The sequence below is a fragment of the Fictibacillus enclensis genome, from assembly GCF_030123385.1.
Lineage (GTDB): Bacteria > Bacillota > Bacilli > Bacillales > Fictibacillaceae > Fictibacillus_C > Fictibacillus_C enclensis.
In genome coordinates this window covers 2,623,295-2,639,722 of record NZ_CP126109.1, presented here as the reverse complement: position 1 = coordinate 2,639,722, position 16,428 = coordinate 2,623,295, and the positions used below count along the sequence as shown (strand labels likewise).

Below are 16,428 nucleotides of genomic sequence, written 5' to 3'. Positions count from 1 at the left end.
TGAGCCGGTTTTTTTAATTTACCATAATGTATAGCAATATCCACCCATCATTTTACACTTTGTCTAATGAAACAACACCGTACTATCGATATAATAGAATTGGAAAGTTTAGAATTTTTAAAAAATAAGGAGTGAGATGATGGCTGTAACAACGAATACGGTGCAAACACTGAAGAACTTTGTCAATGGACAGTGGATCGATTCCCAGGCAACCGATTTTCTTGAAGTTCCCGATCCAGCAACAGGAATTGTGCTGGCGAGTGTTCCCATTTCAACGAAGGAAGAAGTGGACCAAGCGGTCAAAGCCGCAAAAGCAGCATTTAAAACGTGGCGCAAAGTTCCTGTTCCCAAACGGGCACGGATCCTGTTTAAGTATCAACAGCTTCTCACCGAAAACCATGAAAGTCTCGCACAGCTTGTCGTTAAAGAAAATGGGAAAAGTTACAAGGAAGCGTACGGTGAAGTCCTGCGGGGAATCGAATGCGTCGAATTTGCCTGCGGAGCCCCATCCCTCATGATGGGAGATTCTCTGTCAAGTATCGCTGAAGACATAGATTCTGAAATGTTCCGTTATCCGCTTGGTGTGGTGGGCGGAATTACGCCTTTCAACTTTCCGATGATGGTTCCTTGCTGGATGTTTCCACTGGCAATTGTATGTGGTAATACATTCGTGCTGAAGCCATCGGAACGCACGCCGATTCTAGCCAACCGTCTTGCGGAACTGCTTCACGAAGCCGGATTGCCCCAAGGCGTTTTCAATATCGTTCATGGCGCTCATGATGTGGTCAATGGATTGATCGAGCACAATGACGTGAAAGCGATCTCATTTGTCGGTTCCCAGCCAGTAGCCAAATATGTGTATGAAAAAGCTGCAGCCCAGGGCAAACGGGTGCAGGCGCTATCCGGAGCGAAAAACCACCATATAGTCATGCCGGATGCTGAACTCGACAAAGCCGTGCAAAATGTGCTCAGTTCTTCTTTTGGAAGTGCAGGACAACGTTGTATGGCGTGCAGTGCCGTCGTTTTGGTTGGCCACCAGGATTCATTTGTTGAAGCATTAAAAGAAAAGGCAGATCACATGAAAATGGGATCAGGACTGGATGATGAAGTCCTTTTGACGCCGGTCATCCGCCAAAGCCACCGGGAAAAGGTGCTTGGTTTGATTCAAAAGGGACAGGAAGAAGGGGCAGTATTGGTACGGGATGGAAGAGAGGACATGGAACGCCATCAGGATGGAACCTTCCTTGGCGCCACGATTTTTGATCAGGTCACTCCTGATATGACAATTGCCCGTGAAGAACTGTTCGCGCCGGTCCTCAGCATTTTGCGTGCGGATGATCTGGACGAAGCGCTTGAGATTGTAAATACATCCCGATTCGGAAATTCAGCAACCCTTTACACTCAGGATGCAAAAGCGGTCCGCCAATTCAGGGAAGAAGCAGAACCCGGCATGCTTGGCGTCAATGTGGGCGTACCTGCTCCAATGGCATTTTTCCCGTTTTCAGGGGCAAAGGATTCCTTTTACGGCGATCTTCATGCGAACGGAAAAGACGGATTGAACTTTTATACACGCAAAAAGATGATCACGTCCCGTTTTGTCTAACAGAGAGGAGAATATGTGATGCAAACTGAGCAAAAAGATGTGCTGCAGCAAAAGGATGAAAAATATATATGGCATTCCATGAAGCGCTATAATCCTTCCACGATGGTAGTGAAATCGGCAAGCGGTTCATGGATCACAGATCAAGAGGGGAAAAAGTATCTGGACGGGATGGCGGGGCTTTGGTCCGTCAACGTCGGGTATGGCAGGCAGGAGCTGGCACAAGCCGCCTATGACCAATTACAAGAACTCCCTTACTATCCTTTAACGCAGAGCCACCAGCCGGCAGTTGAACTGGGAGAAAAGCTGAATGAGTGGCTGGGCGGAGATTACGTGATCTTCTTTTCAAACAGCGGTTCAGAAGCGAATGAAGCGGCCTTTAAAATTGCGCGGCAATATCATCAGCAAAAAGGAGAGCATGGCCGGCATAAATTTATTGCCCGTTACAGGGGCTATCACGGAAACTCGATGGGCGCTCTGGCCGCAACAGGACAGGCGCAGCGGAAATACAAATACGAACCCCTGGCACAAGGATTTCTGCATGTTACACCTCCGGACAGCTACCGGCATCCGGATTATCATACACCGGAAACCTTCAGTGAAGAGTGTGCGGGCGAGATTGACCGCGTGATGACCTGGGAACTTTCAGAAACGATTGCTGGTGTCATCATGGAGCCCATCATCACTGGGGGAGGTGTCCTACTCCCCTCCGACAGCTATATGGGCCGGGTAGCAGAAATTTGCAAGAAACATGGAGCCCTTCTCATTTCCGATGAGGTGATCAATGGGTTCGGGCGAACCGGAAAACGATTTGGATTTATGAATTATGATGTGCAGCCTGACATTGTGACCATGGCCAAAGGGATTACAAGTTCCTATCTTCCTCTGTCGGCCACTGCCGTTAAACGTGAAATCTATGAAGCGTTTAAAGGAGAAGAGGAATATGATTATTTTCGCCATGTGAACACATTCGGCGGGAATCCCGCCAGCTGTGCAGTGGCATTGAAAAACCTTGAAATTATGGAAAATGAAAATCTCGTGGAACATTCGAAGAGTCAGGGCGAAAAGCTAATGCAGCAGCTTAGTGAACTTGAAGATCATCCTTTAGTCGGCAATGTGCGTGGAAAAGGGCTTCTGATCGGTATTGAGCTAGTAGAGGATAAGCAATCCAAAACTCCGTTGGATGCCAAGCAGGTCAATGGGGTAATTGCGGCCTGCAAAGAAAAAGGCGTATTGATTGGCAAAAATGGTGATACAGTTGCCGGATACAATAATGTTCTGACACTTGCTCCGCCTCTCAATATCAATGATGAAGACCTCGAGATTCTTGGTAAAACGGTAAAAGAAGTCCTAGCGGCATTATAAAGAAACGGAGCCATTGGCATATACCCTTGCGATGGCTCCAATCTGTCGTATGTATTTTACATAGTGTCCATGAATATGGGGTATTTATTTAACAAATTGTATAATGAAAAATGGAATAAAAACAGGTATAGTTAAAATATTCAGAATTTTAAAAAGAGTACATACCATCTTTGGAGAATAGTTTAAGCAAGAAATTTTTGAAGAATCCATACCGCCTTTCCGTTTCCACACCACAAGCCTTCCGACACCAACGTTTCATGCCTTATCAAATAATTAAATAAATAAAAGGGGAGATATGATGTCAAACTTGGTTACGATTGGTCTCATCCAGGCTTCCAATGAAGCAGAAGGAAGTGAATCAGTAGCGGTTCACAAAGAAATGGCAATTGAGAAGCATATCAAACTGATTCGACATGCAGCTGAAAAAGGAGCACAGATCGTCTGTTTGCAGGAGATTTTCTATGGTCCTTATTTTTGTACGGAACAAAATGCCAAATGGTATGACGCTGCAGAAGAAATTCCGAACGGTCCCACGACCAGCCGGTTTCAGGCATTAGCCAGAGAATTGGGCATTGTCATCGTTCTGCCGATCTATGAACGGGAAGGCATCGCTACTTACTACAATACGGCTGCTGTCATTGATGCAGATGGCTCCTATCTTGGAAAATACCGTAAGCATCATATTCCTCAAGTCAATGTTGGTGATAGCGGAAACGGCTTTTGGGAGAAATATTACTTCAAGCCGGGCAACCTCGGTTATCCCGTATTTGATACCGCTTTTGCGAAGGTTGGAGTTTACATCTGTTACGACCGGCATTTCCCTGAAGGCGCCAGATTGCTTGGTCTGAATGGCGCAGAAATTGTTTTTAACCCTTCGGCCACGGTCGCTGGTCTCTCTGAATATCTGTGGAAACTGGAACAGCCTGCCCATGCCGTGGCTAATGGCTATTATATCGGCGCAATCAACCGCGTTGGAATGGAAGGACCATGGAACCTCGGAGAATTTTATGGACAATCCTACCTTTGTGATCCAAGAGGAAGTTTTGTGGCGATCGGAAGCCGGGACCAGGATGAAGTGGTCATAGGAACCATGGACCGTGAATTGATCCGTGAAGTAAGAAATACATGGCAGTTTTTCAGAGACAGACGTCCGGAAACGTATCAGGAAATGACTGAGCTTTTACCATAAATCAAAAAGATCACGGGAGGCGAGGTTGATGAATAACGGAAGCCAGGTGTTTATATCGCTGGAGGATCTTCAGCGGAATTTCGATGAAGTCAAGTCTGGATTAAGCCCCTCGGACGCGAGGGATGAATCAAACCGCTGTTTATACTGTTACGATGCTCCTTGTATTCAGGCGTGCCCGACGGGAATTAATATCCCTTCTTTCATTAAGAAAATTGCATCCGGCAATTTAAAAGGCTCAGCGCGCACGATCATGGAATCCAATCCTGTGGGAGCAAGCTGTGCACGGGTCTGCCCGACAGAAGAGCTTTGTGAAGGGGCATGCGTGCTGAATCATTCCACCAAGCCGATCATGATCGGCGACTTGCAGCGCTTCGCGACCGACTGGGCCATCAAAAATGAACAGGCTCTGTTTGAACGGGGGCAAAAGAACGGTTTGAAAGTGGCCGTGGTGGGAGGCGGACCGGCTGGGTTGTCGGCAGCTCGTGAGCTTGCGCGCTTCGGTTATGAAGTTACTATTTTTGAAGCAAAGGAACGGGCCGGCGGGCTCAATACCTATGGCATTGTGTCTTTCCGTCTTCCTGAGCGTATTTCGCTTTGGGAAGTGAAGCAGGTCGAGGAACTGGGCGTTGAAATCAAGACCAGCACTATGGTTGGAAGAGACATTGATCCAGCCGAGATTTTGGAAGCCTATGACGCGGTTATCCTCGCGGTTGGGATGTCCAAAGTGCCGATGCTGAAAATTGAAGGAGAAGAGCTCGATGGGGTGCATGATGCCATCCAGTTTGTTGAAGAAACAAAAACAAAAGAGCTGACTCATCAGTATGTCGGGAAACGGGTCGCCGTTATTGGGGCGGGAAATACGGCAATTGATGCCGCTACCTGTTCTGTCCGCCTGGGTGCCGAGAATGTAAAAATTCTCTACCGCCGTACAAAGGGTGAAATGACGGCTTATGATTTTGAATACGAGTTTGCCAAACAGGATAATGTGGAGTTCCGCTGGCTGACAGCCCCGGTGCGCATTGTCGGGGATGAAAACGGCGTTGTGAAACAACTCGAATGCATCCGGATGGAGCTTGGCGAACCGGGGCCGGACGGGCGAAGAAGGCCTGTGCCGGTTGAGGGCTCCGAATTTCTGCTTGAAGTGGATACCGTTATTAAGGCAATTGGACAAACCCGCCATACGGCTCTTGTGGAGGCTTTTGGCCTTCAACATCAATGGGGTGTCGTAAAAGTGGATTTGGAAACGTATCAAACGTCCAATGAAAAGATTTTTGCAGCTGGAGATGTCATTTTTGGTGACGGTCAAGGAGAAGCAATGGTGGTGACAGCCGCCCAGCAAGGCAAGACAGCGGCTTATGCGGTCCATCAGAAACTAAGAAACTCAATGATCGAAACAGCCTAACCATTCAAATGAGGAGGTTCATAGTATGGCAGATCTTCGAATCAATCTTGCAGGCATAGAGTCTCCAAACCCTTTTTGGCTCGCTTCTGCACCGCCAACCAATTCCGGCTATCAGGTTCAGCGAGCATTTGAAGCAGGCTGGGGAGGAGCCGTATGGAAGACGCTGGGGGAACCGATCATCAATACAACCGCCCGCTTTGCGGCTGTCAGCTTTAACGGTAAAAAAGTAGCCGGGTTCAACAACATCGAGCTGATTACCGACCGTCCGCTTGAAGTCAATTTAAAGGAAATTTATGAAACGAAAAAAAGGTTTCCTAACCACGCCATTATTGCTTCGCTCATGGTAGAACCCCAGCGGGAAAAGTGGCATGAAATTGTCAAACGAGTGGAAGATGCGGGTGTGGATGGGCTTGAGTTGAACTTCGGATGTCCCCATGGCATGGCGGAACGTGGAATGGGCGCTGCTTCCGGGCAGCAGCCGGACCTTGTGGAAGCCCAGACCATGTGGGCAAAGGAAGCGGCACGGACACCCGTTATTGTAAAGCTGACTCCAAATATTACCGATATTACCGTAACTGCGCGGGCTGCTGTTCAGGGAGGCGCGGACGCGATCAGCATGATCAATACGATCAACAGCCTGGCCGGCGTGGATATTGATACATGGAATACCATTCCTCATGTGGCCGGAAAAGGCGCCCACGGAGGCTATTGTGGTCCGGCTGTTAAGCCGATCGCGTTAAACATGGTGGCAGAATGTGCGAGAAACCCGTTGATCAATGTGCCTATTTCAGGCATTGGCGGTATATCCAGCTGGAAGGATGCCGTTGAATTTATGCTTATGGGCGCAAGCGGTGTACAAGTATGTACCGCAGCCATGCACCATGGATTCAGCATTGTAGAAGATATGATCGACGGTTTGAACAACTATCTGGATGAAAAGGGCCTTCCATCTGTTCAGGATCTGATCGGCAAGTCGGTGGAACGCTATTCCGATTGGGGCAACCTTGATCTGAATTACCGGATTGTCGCCCGCATCAACCAGGATATATGCATCAACTGCAACAAATGCCATATTGCTTGTGAAGATACCTCACATCAGTGCATTGACATGCTGACCGATCCGGACGGCAACCGTTACTTACAGGTGAGGGAAGACGATTGTGTCGGATGCAATCTTTGCTCTATCGTCTGTCCGGAAGACGGCGCCATCGACATGGTGGAACTGCCGCATGAACAGCCGCCCATGACTTGGAATGAACGCCAAACGGTACTGGCGGGTTTTAAAGGAAATTAAGGGAGGAACAAGCCGATGAAAAAGATCATAAAAAACGGAACCATTGTTACCGCATCTGATACGTATGTTGCCGATGTGCTGGTCGAAGACGGAAAGGTTGCCGCCATTGGGCGGGACTTTCCATCTGATGGACTCGAGGTGATTGATGCCGAAGGATGTTACTTATTTCCCGGCGGAGTAGATCCCCACACCCATCTTGAGATGCCTTTTGGAGGAACCGTAAGCCGCGATGATTTTGAAACGGGAACCATTGCTGCAGCTTTTGGCGGAACAACAACAGTTATTGACTTTTGTTTAACGGACAAAGGAGTACCATTGAAAAATTCGATTGAAACGTGGCATAAGAAATCGAAAGATAAAGCGGTCATTGATTATTCATTCCATCTAATGATTGGAGAAATCAATGAAGAGGTGCTGCAGGAAATTCCCCAAGTAATCGAAGAGGAAGGAATCACATCCTTTAAAGTCTTTATGGCCTATAAAAATGTGCTTCAGGCAGATGACGAGACTCTCTATAAAACACTGGTTATGGCCAAAGAGCAAGGAGCTCTTGTAATGGTTCATGCTGAAAATGGAGATGTGATCGATTTTCTGACAAAAAAGGCGCTTGATGAAGGAAAGACCGACCCAATCTATCATGCTTTGACGCGTCCGCCGGAGCTCGAAGGCGAAGCAACTGGTCGTGCCTGCTTAATGGCAGGACTTGCCGATTCTCAATTGTATGTGGTTCACGTCACCTGCCGCGAAGCCGTGGAAAAAATAGCGGAAGCACGAAGCAAAGGCTATAACGTGTATGGCGAAACCTGTCCGCAATACCTTGTATTGGAGCAAAGTGATATGGAACGGCCCAATTTTGAAGGCGCCAAATATGTCTGGTCACCGCCGTTGCGTGAAAAGCAGCATCAGGAGCATTTGTGGAATGCTTTAAAGAACGGCCAGCTGCAGGCACTGGGTTCGGATCAATGCTCGTTTGATTTTAAAGGACAAAAAGATCTTGGCAAAGGTGATTTTACGAAGATTCCAAACGGCGGTCCGTTTATTGAAGACCGCTTTACGGTTCTTTTTTCAGAAGGCGTCAAAAAGGGTCGAATTACCCTTAATCAATTTGTAGATATTATTTCTACTCGTTCTGCGAAATTGTTCGGTCTCTTTCCGGAAAAAGGAACCATTGCTGTTGGCAGTGATGCGGACATCGTCATTTTTGATCCGGCAGTGGAACGAACCATCTCCGTACAAACCCACCATATGGCTGTAGATTATAATGCCTTTGAAGGCATGAAGGTGACAGGAGAGCCGGTTTCCGTTCTGTCTCGCGGTGAGTTTGTCATCAAGGATAAACAGTTTGTCGGCGAACTCGGAAAAGGGCAGTATGTGAAGAGAAAACGGTTCAATGCCGCAGAGAACAAACAAATGGCAGCTCTTTCTAAATCCTGAATCGGTTCGTATTTTAAGAGTCAAGGGAGGCTGGTGTATGATGACTGCGTCACAGGAATATTTTGAAGAGAAGGCAAAAATTGATCTCCTGCTGAACCAGGGCTTTAAGATAACAAAAGTTACAGAAAATCTGGATGGAGCCACGGTTGTTTTTGAATCAGCGAATCAACGGAATCAAGAGGTATTGCTGATTGAAACAGCCGATGCGAGAAAATATTTTTCTTCTGTTATGGTTTCATTGCAAAAGAATCTTACGATGGCAGAATAATAGAGTAAGAAGGTTGTTGGGCAATAGTCAACAGCCTTTTTATACATAGAAGGAGGAGTACTGATGCAGGTTCAAGAACTAAAGATTAATAGTGAGCGGTTGAATGGCCGTCTCGATGAGCTTTCCAAAATAGGGAGAATAGGAGATACTGGCGTATGCCGTCCCGCTCTTTCTATTGTTGAAAAGGAAGCGTTCGAACGGGTTGGCTCCTGGATGAAAGAGGCTGGATTAAAAGTCAGGATTGACCACTTTGGAAACCTCATAGGGAGAATGGAAGGGAAAAACCCTGATGCACCAGTTCTCATGATGGGTTCTCATTTGGATTCACAGCCCTACGGAGGAAGGTATGACGGTCCGGCAGGCGTCCTTTCTGCTATAGAAGCTGTCTCTACGCTCAATGAACAGGGCATCACGCCGGAACGCCCCATTGAAGTGGTATCTTTTTGTGATGAAGAGGGCTGGCGTTTTAACCGTGGGCTGTTCGGCTCCAGGGGGATTCTTGGCAAGCTGGAAGAAGCTGACCTGGAGCGTAAAGACCAGGATGGCGTAACAAGAGAACAAGCACTCCGTGAATTTGGCTGTGACCCAAAAAAATTTCAGGAATCGCAATATAAACCTGGCAGCATCCATGCTTTTTTGGAACTGCACATTGAACAGGGTCCTGTTTTGGATAGAGGGAACTTGCCGCTTGGTGTCGTTTCCGGTATTTCAGGTCCGCTTTGGTGGACAGTGAAACTAAAAGGCTTTGCCGGTCATGCAGGTTCCGTTCCCATGGCTATGCGCCAGGATGCCATCCTCGGCATGTCGGAAATCTCCCTTGCTCTCAATCGCATTGTCCGGCAGGATGAGAAAGCACCCACCGTAGGAACTGTAGGGCATGTACAGGTGTTTCCGAATTCAAGAAATATTATCGCAGAGGAAGTGACCTTTACCATTGATCTGCGGGATATTGACCAAAATCGCAGGGACGCCTATGAAAAACAGCTAAGGCAGGAGATCAACGACATCTGTGATAAATACCATTTATCTTATGACATACAAGAAGACACCAACAGCGAACCCAGATATTGTGCGGAATGGATTAAAGAAACCATGCACAGTGAAAGCAAGAAAATGGGACTTGAATTGCCAGAATTGATGAGTGGCCCGTTTCATGATGCACTGATGCTTTCCTATGCATGTGACTATGGAATGATTTTTGTCCGCTGCAAAGATGGGATCAGCCATAATCCGGCAGAGTATTCCTCTCCGGAGGATTTGGCGCTTGGTGCTGAACTGCTTTATCGGACAATGAACAAAATGATGGTCATTTAATCAATAGGATGGGCCCCTGCTACAACAGGGCCCTTTTTTGCGTTAGTCAGATACAGTAAAAAAGTATAGAAAATCATAAATAAATGCTAGAAACGAGCGTTGAAAAGAAACCGTATCATGTTACCTTTTATGTAAGGGCTTACATATTGATAAAGGAGGAACTGAGGCTGAATGTGAAAAAGACGCTTCGTTTCTGTTTTGTTCTCGCAGCTGCAACCGTTATGGCCATTTCTATTGGCACGAGCGCATTTGCAAAAGAAAATGAATCGAAAAAGATTACGTCCTACCGGACCGTGACGAACGCTTATGTGTCCAGTAAAAAAGGCACGCCGGTCTCCAAGGGCAAGTATGCCGTGCTTGAGATGAAAATAGGACCGAATGTTTCTTTAGGCTCTCCGCTCAATTATTATAATGGTCTAAATGTCTGGATTGATAATGCCTACACCATCCTTCAGGTCAAAGACATCCCAGCAAATTCCGGAAAAATATCCGGTCTGGTGGCCAAACGATTTGCCGGAGGAACCAGGGAAATCATCGATGACTTTTCGAAAGGGGAATTCTCTTACCAAAACAAAACGTTAACTTATGCCGATTTTACCCCTAAAAAAGATAAAAACAAAAAGCCGTTAATTATATGGCTTCACGGAGGGGGGGAAGGTGGAACCGATCCAACCATTCCGCTCGCAGCCAACAAAGCCGTAAGTTTTGCGACTGAACAGACCCAAAGCGTTTTTGACGGTGCTTATGTTCTTGTTCCGCAGGCTCCTACCCGGTGGATGGAAGGTTTTTCAGGGGGAGCAGATGGAACATCAGTGTATGAAAAGTCCTTAAAAGCCCTGATCGACAGTTATGTTTCCAAACACCCTGATATTGATGCGAACCGGATTTATATCGGAGGAGCTTCCAACGGCGGGTACATGACCATGCTTATGATCAGGGATTATCCCGGCTATTTTGCCGCAGCCTATCCGGTATGTGAAGGATTGAATGATTCATTGATTTCGGATGATGACATACAGAGCATCAAACAAACACCAACCTGGTTTGTTGCAGCCAAAAATGACACAACCCTGCCTGTGGCGATTAACACGGTTCCTACCTATAACCGGTTAATGGGGGCTGGAGCAGATAATGTTCATTTATCGCTGTTTGACGATGTTCACGATCTGACTGGCTTATATAAAAACAGTGACGGAACGCCGTATCAGTACAACGGACACTGGTCTTGGATCTATGTATATAACAATGTGCCGGAGCTTCATATTAACGGAAAGAGAACGACGATTATCGAATGGATGGCATCCCAGTCAAGATAATTTACAATATGAAAAAGAGCTCCATTTCAATTTGAAATGGAGCTCTTTTCTTTTGAGAATAAACGGAACCACACAATCTGAATCACACCCGCAACCAATACACCAATGATAGTATCCCTAAGCCGGTCTAAGGCGTAGTGCCTGGTCTGATGCTCAAAGACAAAAACAAAAAGTATGGTAAGGGCAACCTGGTGAATCACTTTTTTGCTAAAGTGAAAATATTTTGCGATGTAGCATCCAATCAGTATTAAAAGTCCAAGATTCCAACCCTCGACCTTGAAAAATTTTGCAATCAGGACCGTTACTGAAATTCCAATCAGTGTACCAATCACCCGTTTTACAGAAATTGAAACGGTTTGATCAACGGTGGATTGGATGGTCAGGATAACAGAAAGTGGAGCCAGGTAGGGGTGACTGGAGCCTAAATACTTTGAGATTTCCCAGGAAACAGCGGACCCAAGCGCCAGCTTCCAAACGAGAATGGAGAGATTTTCAGATTCATTTTCATTAATATTGCTGTTCATCATAACCCCGCTTCGTTTTGACTTCTTATTAGTATTTTCTTCAATTAAGAAGATATGTACTTTTTGAAAAGAGCGAACAGCGGGGTTTTATCGACATTTCCTGTTTCGCAACACAGTAATAAAGCCGCCCAATATATCATGAGTCACGACAAAACCTTTGCGCTGATAAAATTCAAGCGCGTTTTTGTTTCCATTTGAAACATAGATGAACAAATCTTCAACCTCGTGAAATTGCCGGAGCCATTCCATAGACATTTCAAATAACTTCGAGCCGATCCCATATTGGCGGTAGCCGTCTTTTATATAAAATTGGGAAAGACAGCCGACTTGATCGCCCGAAACAGAATTCAAATCAAAGAACGTGGCAAAGTCATTGGAATACGCGGTCTTGGGAGAAACATTGGTATAAACATAGCCAATCATCTCATCTCCATCCTTCACGGCGACGAGGTAATTATGAAGAGCCGACTCGATGGATGGGAGCATCCTTGTTTCAAAATTCATGGTGTTAAAGAGTTCCGGCTTGATTACGGCCTTTGACTTTTGGTAGATCATCAGTTCATTGCACAGCTCTTTGCATTGTACAGCCTGATCAGCCGGCAAAATCTCATAGGTTAACTTCATATCTTTCACCCTTTCATTTTCTCAAATTAAAAAAGCTACGATATAATCATAATACAGCCAGTATGGAAAACAAGTATGCAGTATTTTATGAGTAAGTCAGTAAAAACTGAGTAAAGGGTGGTATAGTGCTTCGTGGAACAGTATAAAAGAAAAGAAGATTGCCCGTTAACGTTCGCCCTGACTTTAATTGGCAGCAAGTGGCGGCTTCCGATCATATGGGCGTTATGGAACGGAAAAACCTTGCGCTACAACGAACTCAAACGAAGAATAGATGGCATAACCAATATGGTGTTATCTCAGTCATTAAAAGAAATGGAGAACCAGGGGTTGATTCTTCGCAAGCAATATATGGAAATTCCACCGAGAGTCGAGTACTCACTGACAAAGGATGGAGAAGCTTTGATTCCATCTCTTGAATCATTGGCGAAGTGGGGAAAAGCCATGCAAAATAAATAGGCGTTTTGAAAAAAATTTGGGACAAAGATAAAGACTCCCTTGCGTCCAGCAAGGGAGTCTTCTTGTTTATCCGGCTTCTTTTTCCGAAAACTGGCTGTTGTACAGATCGGCATAGAAACCATCTGCTGCTAGCAGCGTATCGTGTGTTCCTTGTTCGATCACTTTACCCTGGTCCATGACGAGAATCAGGTCCGCATCCTTAATGGTTGAGAGGCGATGGGCAATCACAAAGCTGGTGCGCCCTTTCATCAAATGGTTCATGGCCTTCTGAATATAAATTTCTGTCCTTGTATCCACGTTGGAAGTCGCTTCGTCAAGAATCATGATGGGCGGGTCCGCCAGAACAGCTCGGGCAATGGTTAAGAGCTGTTTTTGACCTTGCGAGATATTGGACGCTTCTTCATTCAACACGGTCTCATATCCCTCAGGTAGAGTGCGGATGAAATGGTCTGCATGCGCCGTCCGGGCGGCAATGATAATTTCTTCATCGGTTGCTCCCGTTTTCCCAAAAGCAATATTTTCTTTAATCGTTCCATGAAAAAGCCAGGTGTCCTGAAGAACCATGCCAAACTTGCGCCGGAGTTCAGATCGTGGCATCTTCCTCGTATCTGTTCCATCAATTTCGATCTTTCCGCCATTCAGCTCATAAAATCGCATCAAGAGGTTGATGAGGGTCGTTTTGCCTGCACCTGTTGGTCCGACAATTGCCACTGTCTGGCCGGGAGCTACCTCGATGTTCATATCCTCAATCAGCAATGATTCTCCATAACCAAAGTCCACATGTTCAAAACGGACAGCACCTTCCGTTCGGTTCAAAACCGTATCTGTCTGTTCTTTTTGTTCCTCTTCTTCATCCAGCAGTTCAAAGACCCGCTCAGCAGCAGCCACCGTCGATTGAATGATATTGGCGATGTTGGCGGTCTGGGTCACAGGCTGTGTGAATTGTTTGGAATACGTAATAAAGGCTTGTATGTCACCAATGGAGATCGCGCGTTTGGTGACCAGGATCCCGCCGATCACACTGATGAGTACATAGCTTAGATTCCCGATGAAGAACATCATGGGCATGATGATTCCGGAAATAAATTGTGCTTTGCTTCCGGCACGGTACAGTTCTTCATTGATCCCTTTGAATTGCGAGATGGCCGCTTTTTCATGACCGAACGCTTTCACCACCTGATGCCCTGTATACATTTCTTCAATATGGCCGTTCAATTGGCCCAACGTCTTTTGCTGGTCTGCAAAATGTTTCTGAGACCGTTTCAGAATAGGACGGATAACAAACATGGACAGCCCGAGACTTACAATGGAAATCAGTGTGAGCAGGGGACTGATCGAAAGCATCATGATAATAATTCCGAGGATAGTCACGATGGAAGTAATGAACTGTGTCAAACTTTGCTGAAGCGTGCTTCCGATCAAATCAATATCATTGGTCATCCGGCTCAGTGTTTCTCCGTTTGGCCGTCCATCGAAGTATTTGAGAGGCAGCTTTTCTAGTTTCTGATTAACATCCCGCCTGAGGTCAAACACGGTGTCCTGAGCCACGGTCGACATTAAATACTGCTGAAGAAAATTAAAAAGGCTGCTGAGCACATAGAGTCCTGCAAGGATGAGAAGCAGCTGTCTGATTTTTTCAAAGTCAATGGCAGCGCCGGGTATGCCTTTATATTTTCCGTAGGCTCCTTCAAACAATACCGTAATGGCTTTACCCGTAATCTTCGGTCCAATAATCATAAAAACTGTACTGATAATTGCTGCGATAAAGACTGCGACCAGTTTTCGTTTTCGCGGTTTTAAATAGGATAAAAGGCGGAGGAGTGTTCCTTTGAAGTTTTTTGCCTTCTGGCCCATCATTAACATGCTGCCTCCGCCAGGGCCGTGGCCCATTCTGCCGCCTTGTGGCCTGCTCATGCAATTTCCTCCTCTGTGAGCTGGGACAGGGCGATTTCCCTGTAAACCTGATTGGTTTCCAGAAGTTCCTCGTGTGTTCCCATACCAGCTATTTTTCCTTTTTCAAGAACAATGATCTGGTCGGCATCCATTACGGTACTGACGCGCTGTGCCACAAGCAAGACGGTGGCGTTTCTGGTTTCTTCTTTAAGCGCAGCCCTTAACCTGGCGTCTGTCTTGAAATCGAGTGCTGAGAAGCTGTCGTCAAATAAGTAAATGTCCGGTTTTCGAACGATTGCCCGTGCGATGGAAAGTCTTTGTTTTTGTCCTCCCGACAGGTTGGAGCCACCTTGTTCCAGTCTGGACTCAAAGCCGTCTTTCATCTTGAGGATAAAATCTTCAGCCTGAGCGATTTCCGCAGCATGCCGGATTTCTCCATGAGAAGCTTCGGGTTTTCCATAGCGGATGTTTTCAGCAATCGTTCCAGTAAAAAGGACTGCTTTTTGCGGAACAAATCCAATCTTCGACCGGATTTCGTCTTGCGTGGCATTTTCAATGTTCACACCGTTCAATCGGATGGTTCCTTCTGAACACTCATAAAAGCGCGGGATCAATTGAAGCAGAGTGGATTTCCCGGATCCGGTTCCGCCGATGATGGCTGTAATCTCTCCGGCCTGTGCCTTAAAACTGATGGAGGAGAGAGCGGGTTCCTCGGCACCTGGATAGCTAAAGGTAACCCGATCAAATTCAAGAGTTCCCGGCTCAGCGTCTGCCCGTTCTGCACCCTTATCCTCAATTGCCGGCTGAATGTTCAGCACTTCATTGATCCGGCCGGCCGAAACGGCTGCGCGCGGAACCATGACAAACATCATCGATGACATGACGAGGGCAAACATGATTTGCATGGCATACTGTGTGAAAGCCATTAAGTCACCAATCTGCATGGTGCCGTTGTCTATTCGCATGCCTCCGAACCAAATGATGCCGACGATGGTCAAATTCATAACCAGCATCATGACTGGCATCATAAAGGCCATAATCCGGTTTACACGGATCGAGACATCCCTGAGGTCTTTATTCGCGTGCTGAAGACGTTTCTTTTCCTCGAATTCACGATTAAACGCCCGAATCACCCGAATGCCCGTTAAATTTTCCCGAAGGACCAGATTCAGACGGTCCAGCCGCTTCTGCACTGTTTTAAAAAGCGGAACTGCTTTGTATAAAATCAGCAGGATGGAGGCGACCAGCACGGGAAGAGTCACCACAATGACCAAAGACAACTTGGCATCTTTTGAGACAGCCATGATGATGCCCCCAACCAGCATGATGGGGGCGCTGATCACCATACGAAGCATCATGATAACCACTTGCTGCACCTGGGTAATATCGTTCGTCGTTCTCGTAATGAGGGAAGCGGTTCCCACCTGATCAAATTCATGCAATGAGAAACGTTCCACGTGTTCAAACACCTTCAGTCGAATGTCACGCCCGAGGCCAATGGCTGCTTTGGAAGAAAAATAGCTTGCAGTAACCGAAGCCAGGGCACCAACCGCTGAGACAAGGAGCATCCAGCCTCCGACTTCCCAGATGTAGGATAACTTACCGGGAACAACGCCTTTGTCGATAATGTCTGACATAAGAGTGGGCAGGAACAGGTCTGACATGGATTGGATGAAAATCAATCCAAACACCGAGGCGACCATCCACTTATAGGGCGCTAAGTTTTTTAGTATTTTTATCATTGGGCAT

General features: G+C 46.5%; 14 protein-coding genes. 10 read left to right on the top strand and 4 right to left on the bottom strand.

Going from position 1 to position 16,428, the window contains the following annotated elements; genetic code table 11:
• Positions 1 to 139 precede the first annotated feature (139 nt).
• From QNH15_RS13825 to QNH15_RS13785, 9 genes are all read left to right on the top strand, one after another.
• Positions 140 to 1,603, top strand: a complete 1,464-nt coding sequence (locus tag QNH15_RS13825) for a CoA-acylating methylmalonate-semialdehyde dehydrogenase (protein WP_283895566.1) — start codon at positions 140 to 142, stop codon at positions 1,601 to 1,603.
• Between the two features lie 15 nt (positions 1,604 to 1,618).
• A complete protein-coding gene (locus tag QNH15_RS13820) occupies positions 1,619 to 2,965 on the top strand; it encodes an aspartate aminotransferase family protein (RefSeq protein ID WP_283888988.1) in 1,347 nt (448 codons plus the stop codon).
• Positions 2,966 to 3,263: 298 nt separating this feature from the next.
• Positions 3,264 to 4,154: a nitrilase-related carbon-nitrogen hydrolase gene (locus QNH15_RS13815; RefSeq protein WP_129475358.1), complete on the top strand. Its 891-nt coding sequence runs from the start codon at positions 3,264 to 3,266 to the stop codon at positions 4,152 to 4,154.
• Positions 4,155 to 4,182: 28 nt separating this feature from the next.
• The gene (locus tag QNH15_RS13810) at positions 4,183 to 5,556 is read left to right on the top strand and encodes an NAD(P)-dependent oxidoreductase (RefSeq protein WP_283888986.1); all 1,374 of its coding nucleotides are present in this window, start codon (positions 4,183 to 4,185) and stop codon (positions 5,554 to 5,556) included.
• Between the two features lie 25 nt (positions 5,557 to 5,581).
• Positions 5,582 to 6,850 (top strand): NAD-dependent dihydropyrimidine dehydrogenase subunit PreA, encoded by a 1,269-nt coding sequence (preA, locus tag QNH15_RS13805; protein ID WP_283888985.1) that lies wholly within the window; start codon positions 5,582 to 5,584, stop codon positions 6,848 to 6,850.
• 15 nt (positions 6,851 to 6,865) lie between these two features.
• On the top strand, positions 6,866 to 8,284 hold the full coding sequence (hydA, locus tag QNH15_RS13800) for a dihydropyrimidinase (RefSeq protein WP_283888984.1): 1,419 nt from the start codon (positions 6,866 to 6,868) through the stop codon (positions 8,282 to 8,284).
• 37 nt (positions 8,285 to 8,321) lie between these two features.
• Positions 8,322 to 8,552 carry a hypothetical protein gene (locus tag QNH15_RS13795; protein ID WP_283888982.1) on the top strand — a complete coding sequence of 77 codons (231 nt, stop codon included), beginning with the start codon at positions 8,322 to 8,324 and terminating at the stop codon, positions 8,550 to 8,552.
• Between the two features lie 63 nt (positions 8,553 to 8,615).
• Positions 8,616 to 9,866, top strand: coding sequence for a M20 family metallo-hydrolase (locus QNH15_RS13790; RefSeq protein WP_283888981.1), 1,251 nt, complete (start codon positions 8,616 to 8,618; stop codon positions 9,864 to 9,866).
• A gap of 146 nt (positions 9,867 to 10,012) precedes the next feature.
• Positions 10,013 to 11,182, top strand: coding sequence for a prolyl oligopeptidase family serine peptidase (locus QNH15_RS13785; protein ID WP_283888979.1), 1,170 nt, complete (start codon positions 10,013 to 10,015; stop codon positions 11,180 to 11,182).
• A gap of 26 nt (positions 11,183 to 11,208) precedes the next feature.
• On the opposite strand, the gene QNH15_RS13780 is transcribed toward QNH15_RS13785, so the two are convergent.
• Entirely contained in the window at positions 11,209 to 11,709 is a 501-nt protein-coding gene (locus QNH15_RS13780; protein ID WP_283888978.1) for an FUSC family protein, read from the bottom strand.
• Between the two features lie 84 nt (positions 11,710 to 11,793).
• Complete coding sequence (locus tag QNH15_RS13775; protein ID WP_283888976.1) at positions 11,794 to 12,330, bottom strand: GNAT family N-acetyltransferase; 537 nt, start codon at positions 12,328 to 12,330, stop codon at positions 11,794 to 11,796.
• A gap of 132 nt (positions 12,331 to 12,462) precedes the next feature.
• On the opposite strand from QNH15_RS13775, the gene QNH15_RS13770 reads away from it, so the two are divergent.
• Positions 12,463 to 12,786 (top strand): winged helix-turn-helix transcriptional regulator, encoded by a 324-nt coding sequence (locus QNH15_RS13770; protein ID WP_283888974.1) that lies wholly within the window; start codon positions 12,463 to 12,465, stop codon positions 12,784 to 12,786.
• Between the two features lie 66 nt (positions 12,787 to 12,852).
• Here QNH15_RS13770 and QNH15_RS13765 read toward each other — a convergent pair whose 3' ends face one another.
• A complete protein-coding gene (locus QNH15_RS13765) occupies positions 12,853 to 14,700 on the bottom strand; it encodes an ABC transporter ATP-binding protein (protein ID WP_283888973.1) in 1,848 nt (615 codons plus the stop codon).
• The gene (locus tag QNH15_RS13760) at positions 14,697 to 16,421 is read right to left on the bottom strand and encodes an ABC transporter ATP-binding protein (protein WP_283888972.1); all 1,725 of its coding nucleotides are present in this window, start codon (positions 16,419 to 16,421) and stop codon (positions 14,697 to 14,699) included. Before QNH15_RS13760 ends, QNH15_RS13765 begins: the two co-directional genes overlap by 4 nt.
• Positions 16,422 to 16,428 lie beyond the last annotated feature (7 nt).

Excerpts from the sequence above, each read along its gene's own strand:
- QNH15_RS13795 (WP_283888982.1), top strand. The coding sequence starts at position 8,322 with ATGATGACTGCGTCACAGGAATATTTTGAAGAGAAGGCAAAAATTGAT.
- QNH15_RS13765 (WP_283888973.1), bottom strand. The coding sequence starts at position 14,700 with ATGAGCAGGCCACAAGGCGGCAGAATGGGCCACGGCCCTGGCGGAGGC.
- QNH15_RS13775 (WP_283888976.1), bottom strand. The coding sequence starts at position 12,330 with ATGAAGTTAACCTATGAGATTTTGCCGGCTGATCAGGCTGTACAATGC.
- QNH15_RS13810 (WP_283888986.1), top strand. The coding sequence starts at position 4,183 with ATGAATAACGGAAGCCAGGTGTTTATATCGCTGGAGGATCTTCAGCGG.
- preA (WP_283888985.1), top strand. The coding sequence starts at position 5,582 with ATGGCAGATCTTCGAATCAATCTTGCAGGCATAGAGTCTCCAAACCCT.
- QNH15_RS13790 (WP_283888981.1), top strand. The coding sequence starts at position 8,616 with ATGCAGGTTCAAGAACTAAAGATTAATAGTGAGCGGTTGAATGGCCGT.
- hydA (WP_283888984.1), top strand. The coding sequence starts at position 6,866 with ATGAAAAAGATCATAAAAAACGGAACCATTGTTACCGCATCTGATACG.
- QNH15_RS13780 (WP_283888978.1), bottom strand. The coding sequence starts at position 11,709 with ATGATGAACAGCAATATTAATGAAAATGAATCTGAAAATCTCTCCATT.
- QNH15_RS13825 (WP_283895566.1), top strand. The coding sequence starts at position 140 with ATGGCTGTAACAACGAATACGGTGCAAACACTGAAGAACTTTGTCAAT.
- QNH15_RS13760 (WP_283888972.1), bottom strand. The coding sequence starts at position 16,421 with ATGATAAAAATACTAAAAAACTTAGCGCCCTATAAGTGGATGGTCGCC.
- QNH15_RS13815 (WP_129475358.1), top strand. The coding sequence starts at position 3,264 with ATGTCAAACTTGGTTACGATTGGTCTCATCCAGGCTTCCAATGAAGCA.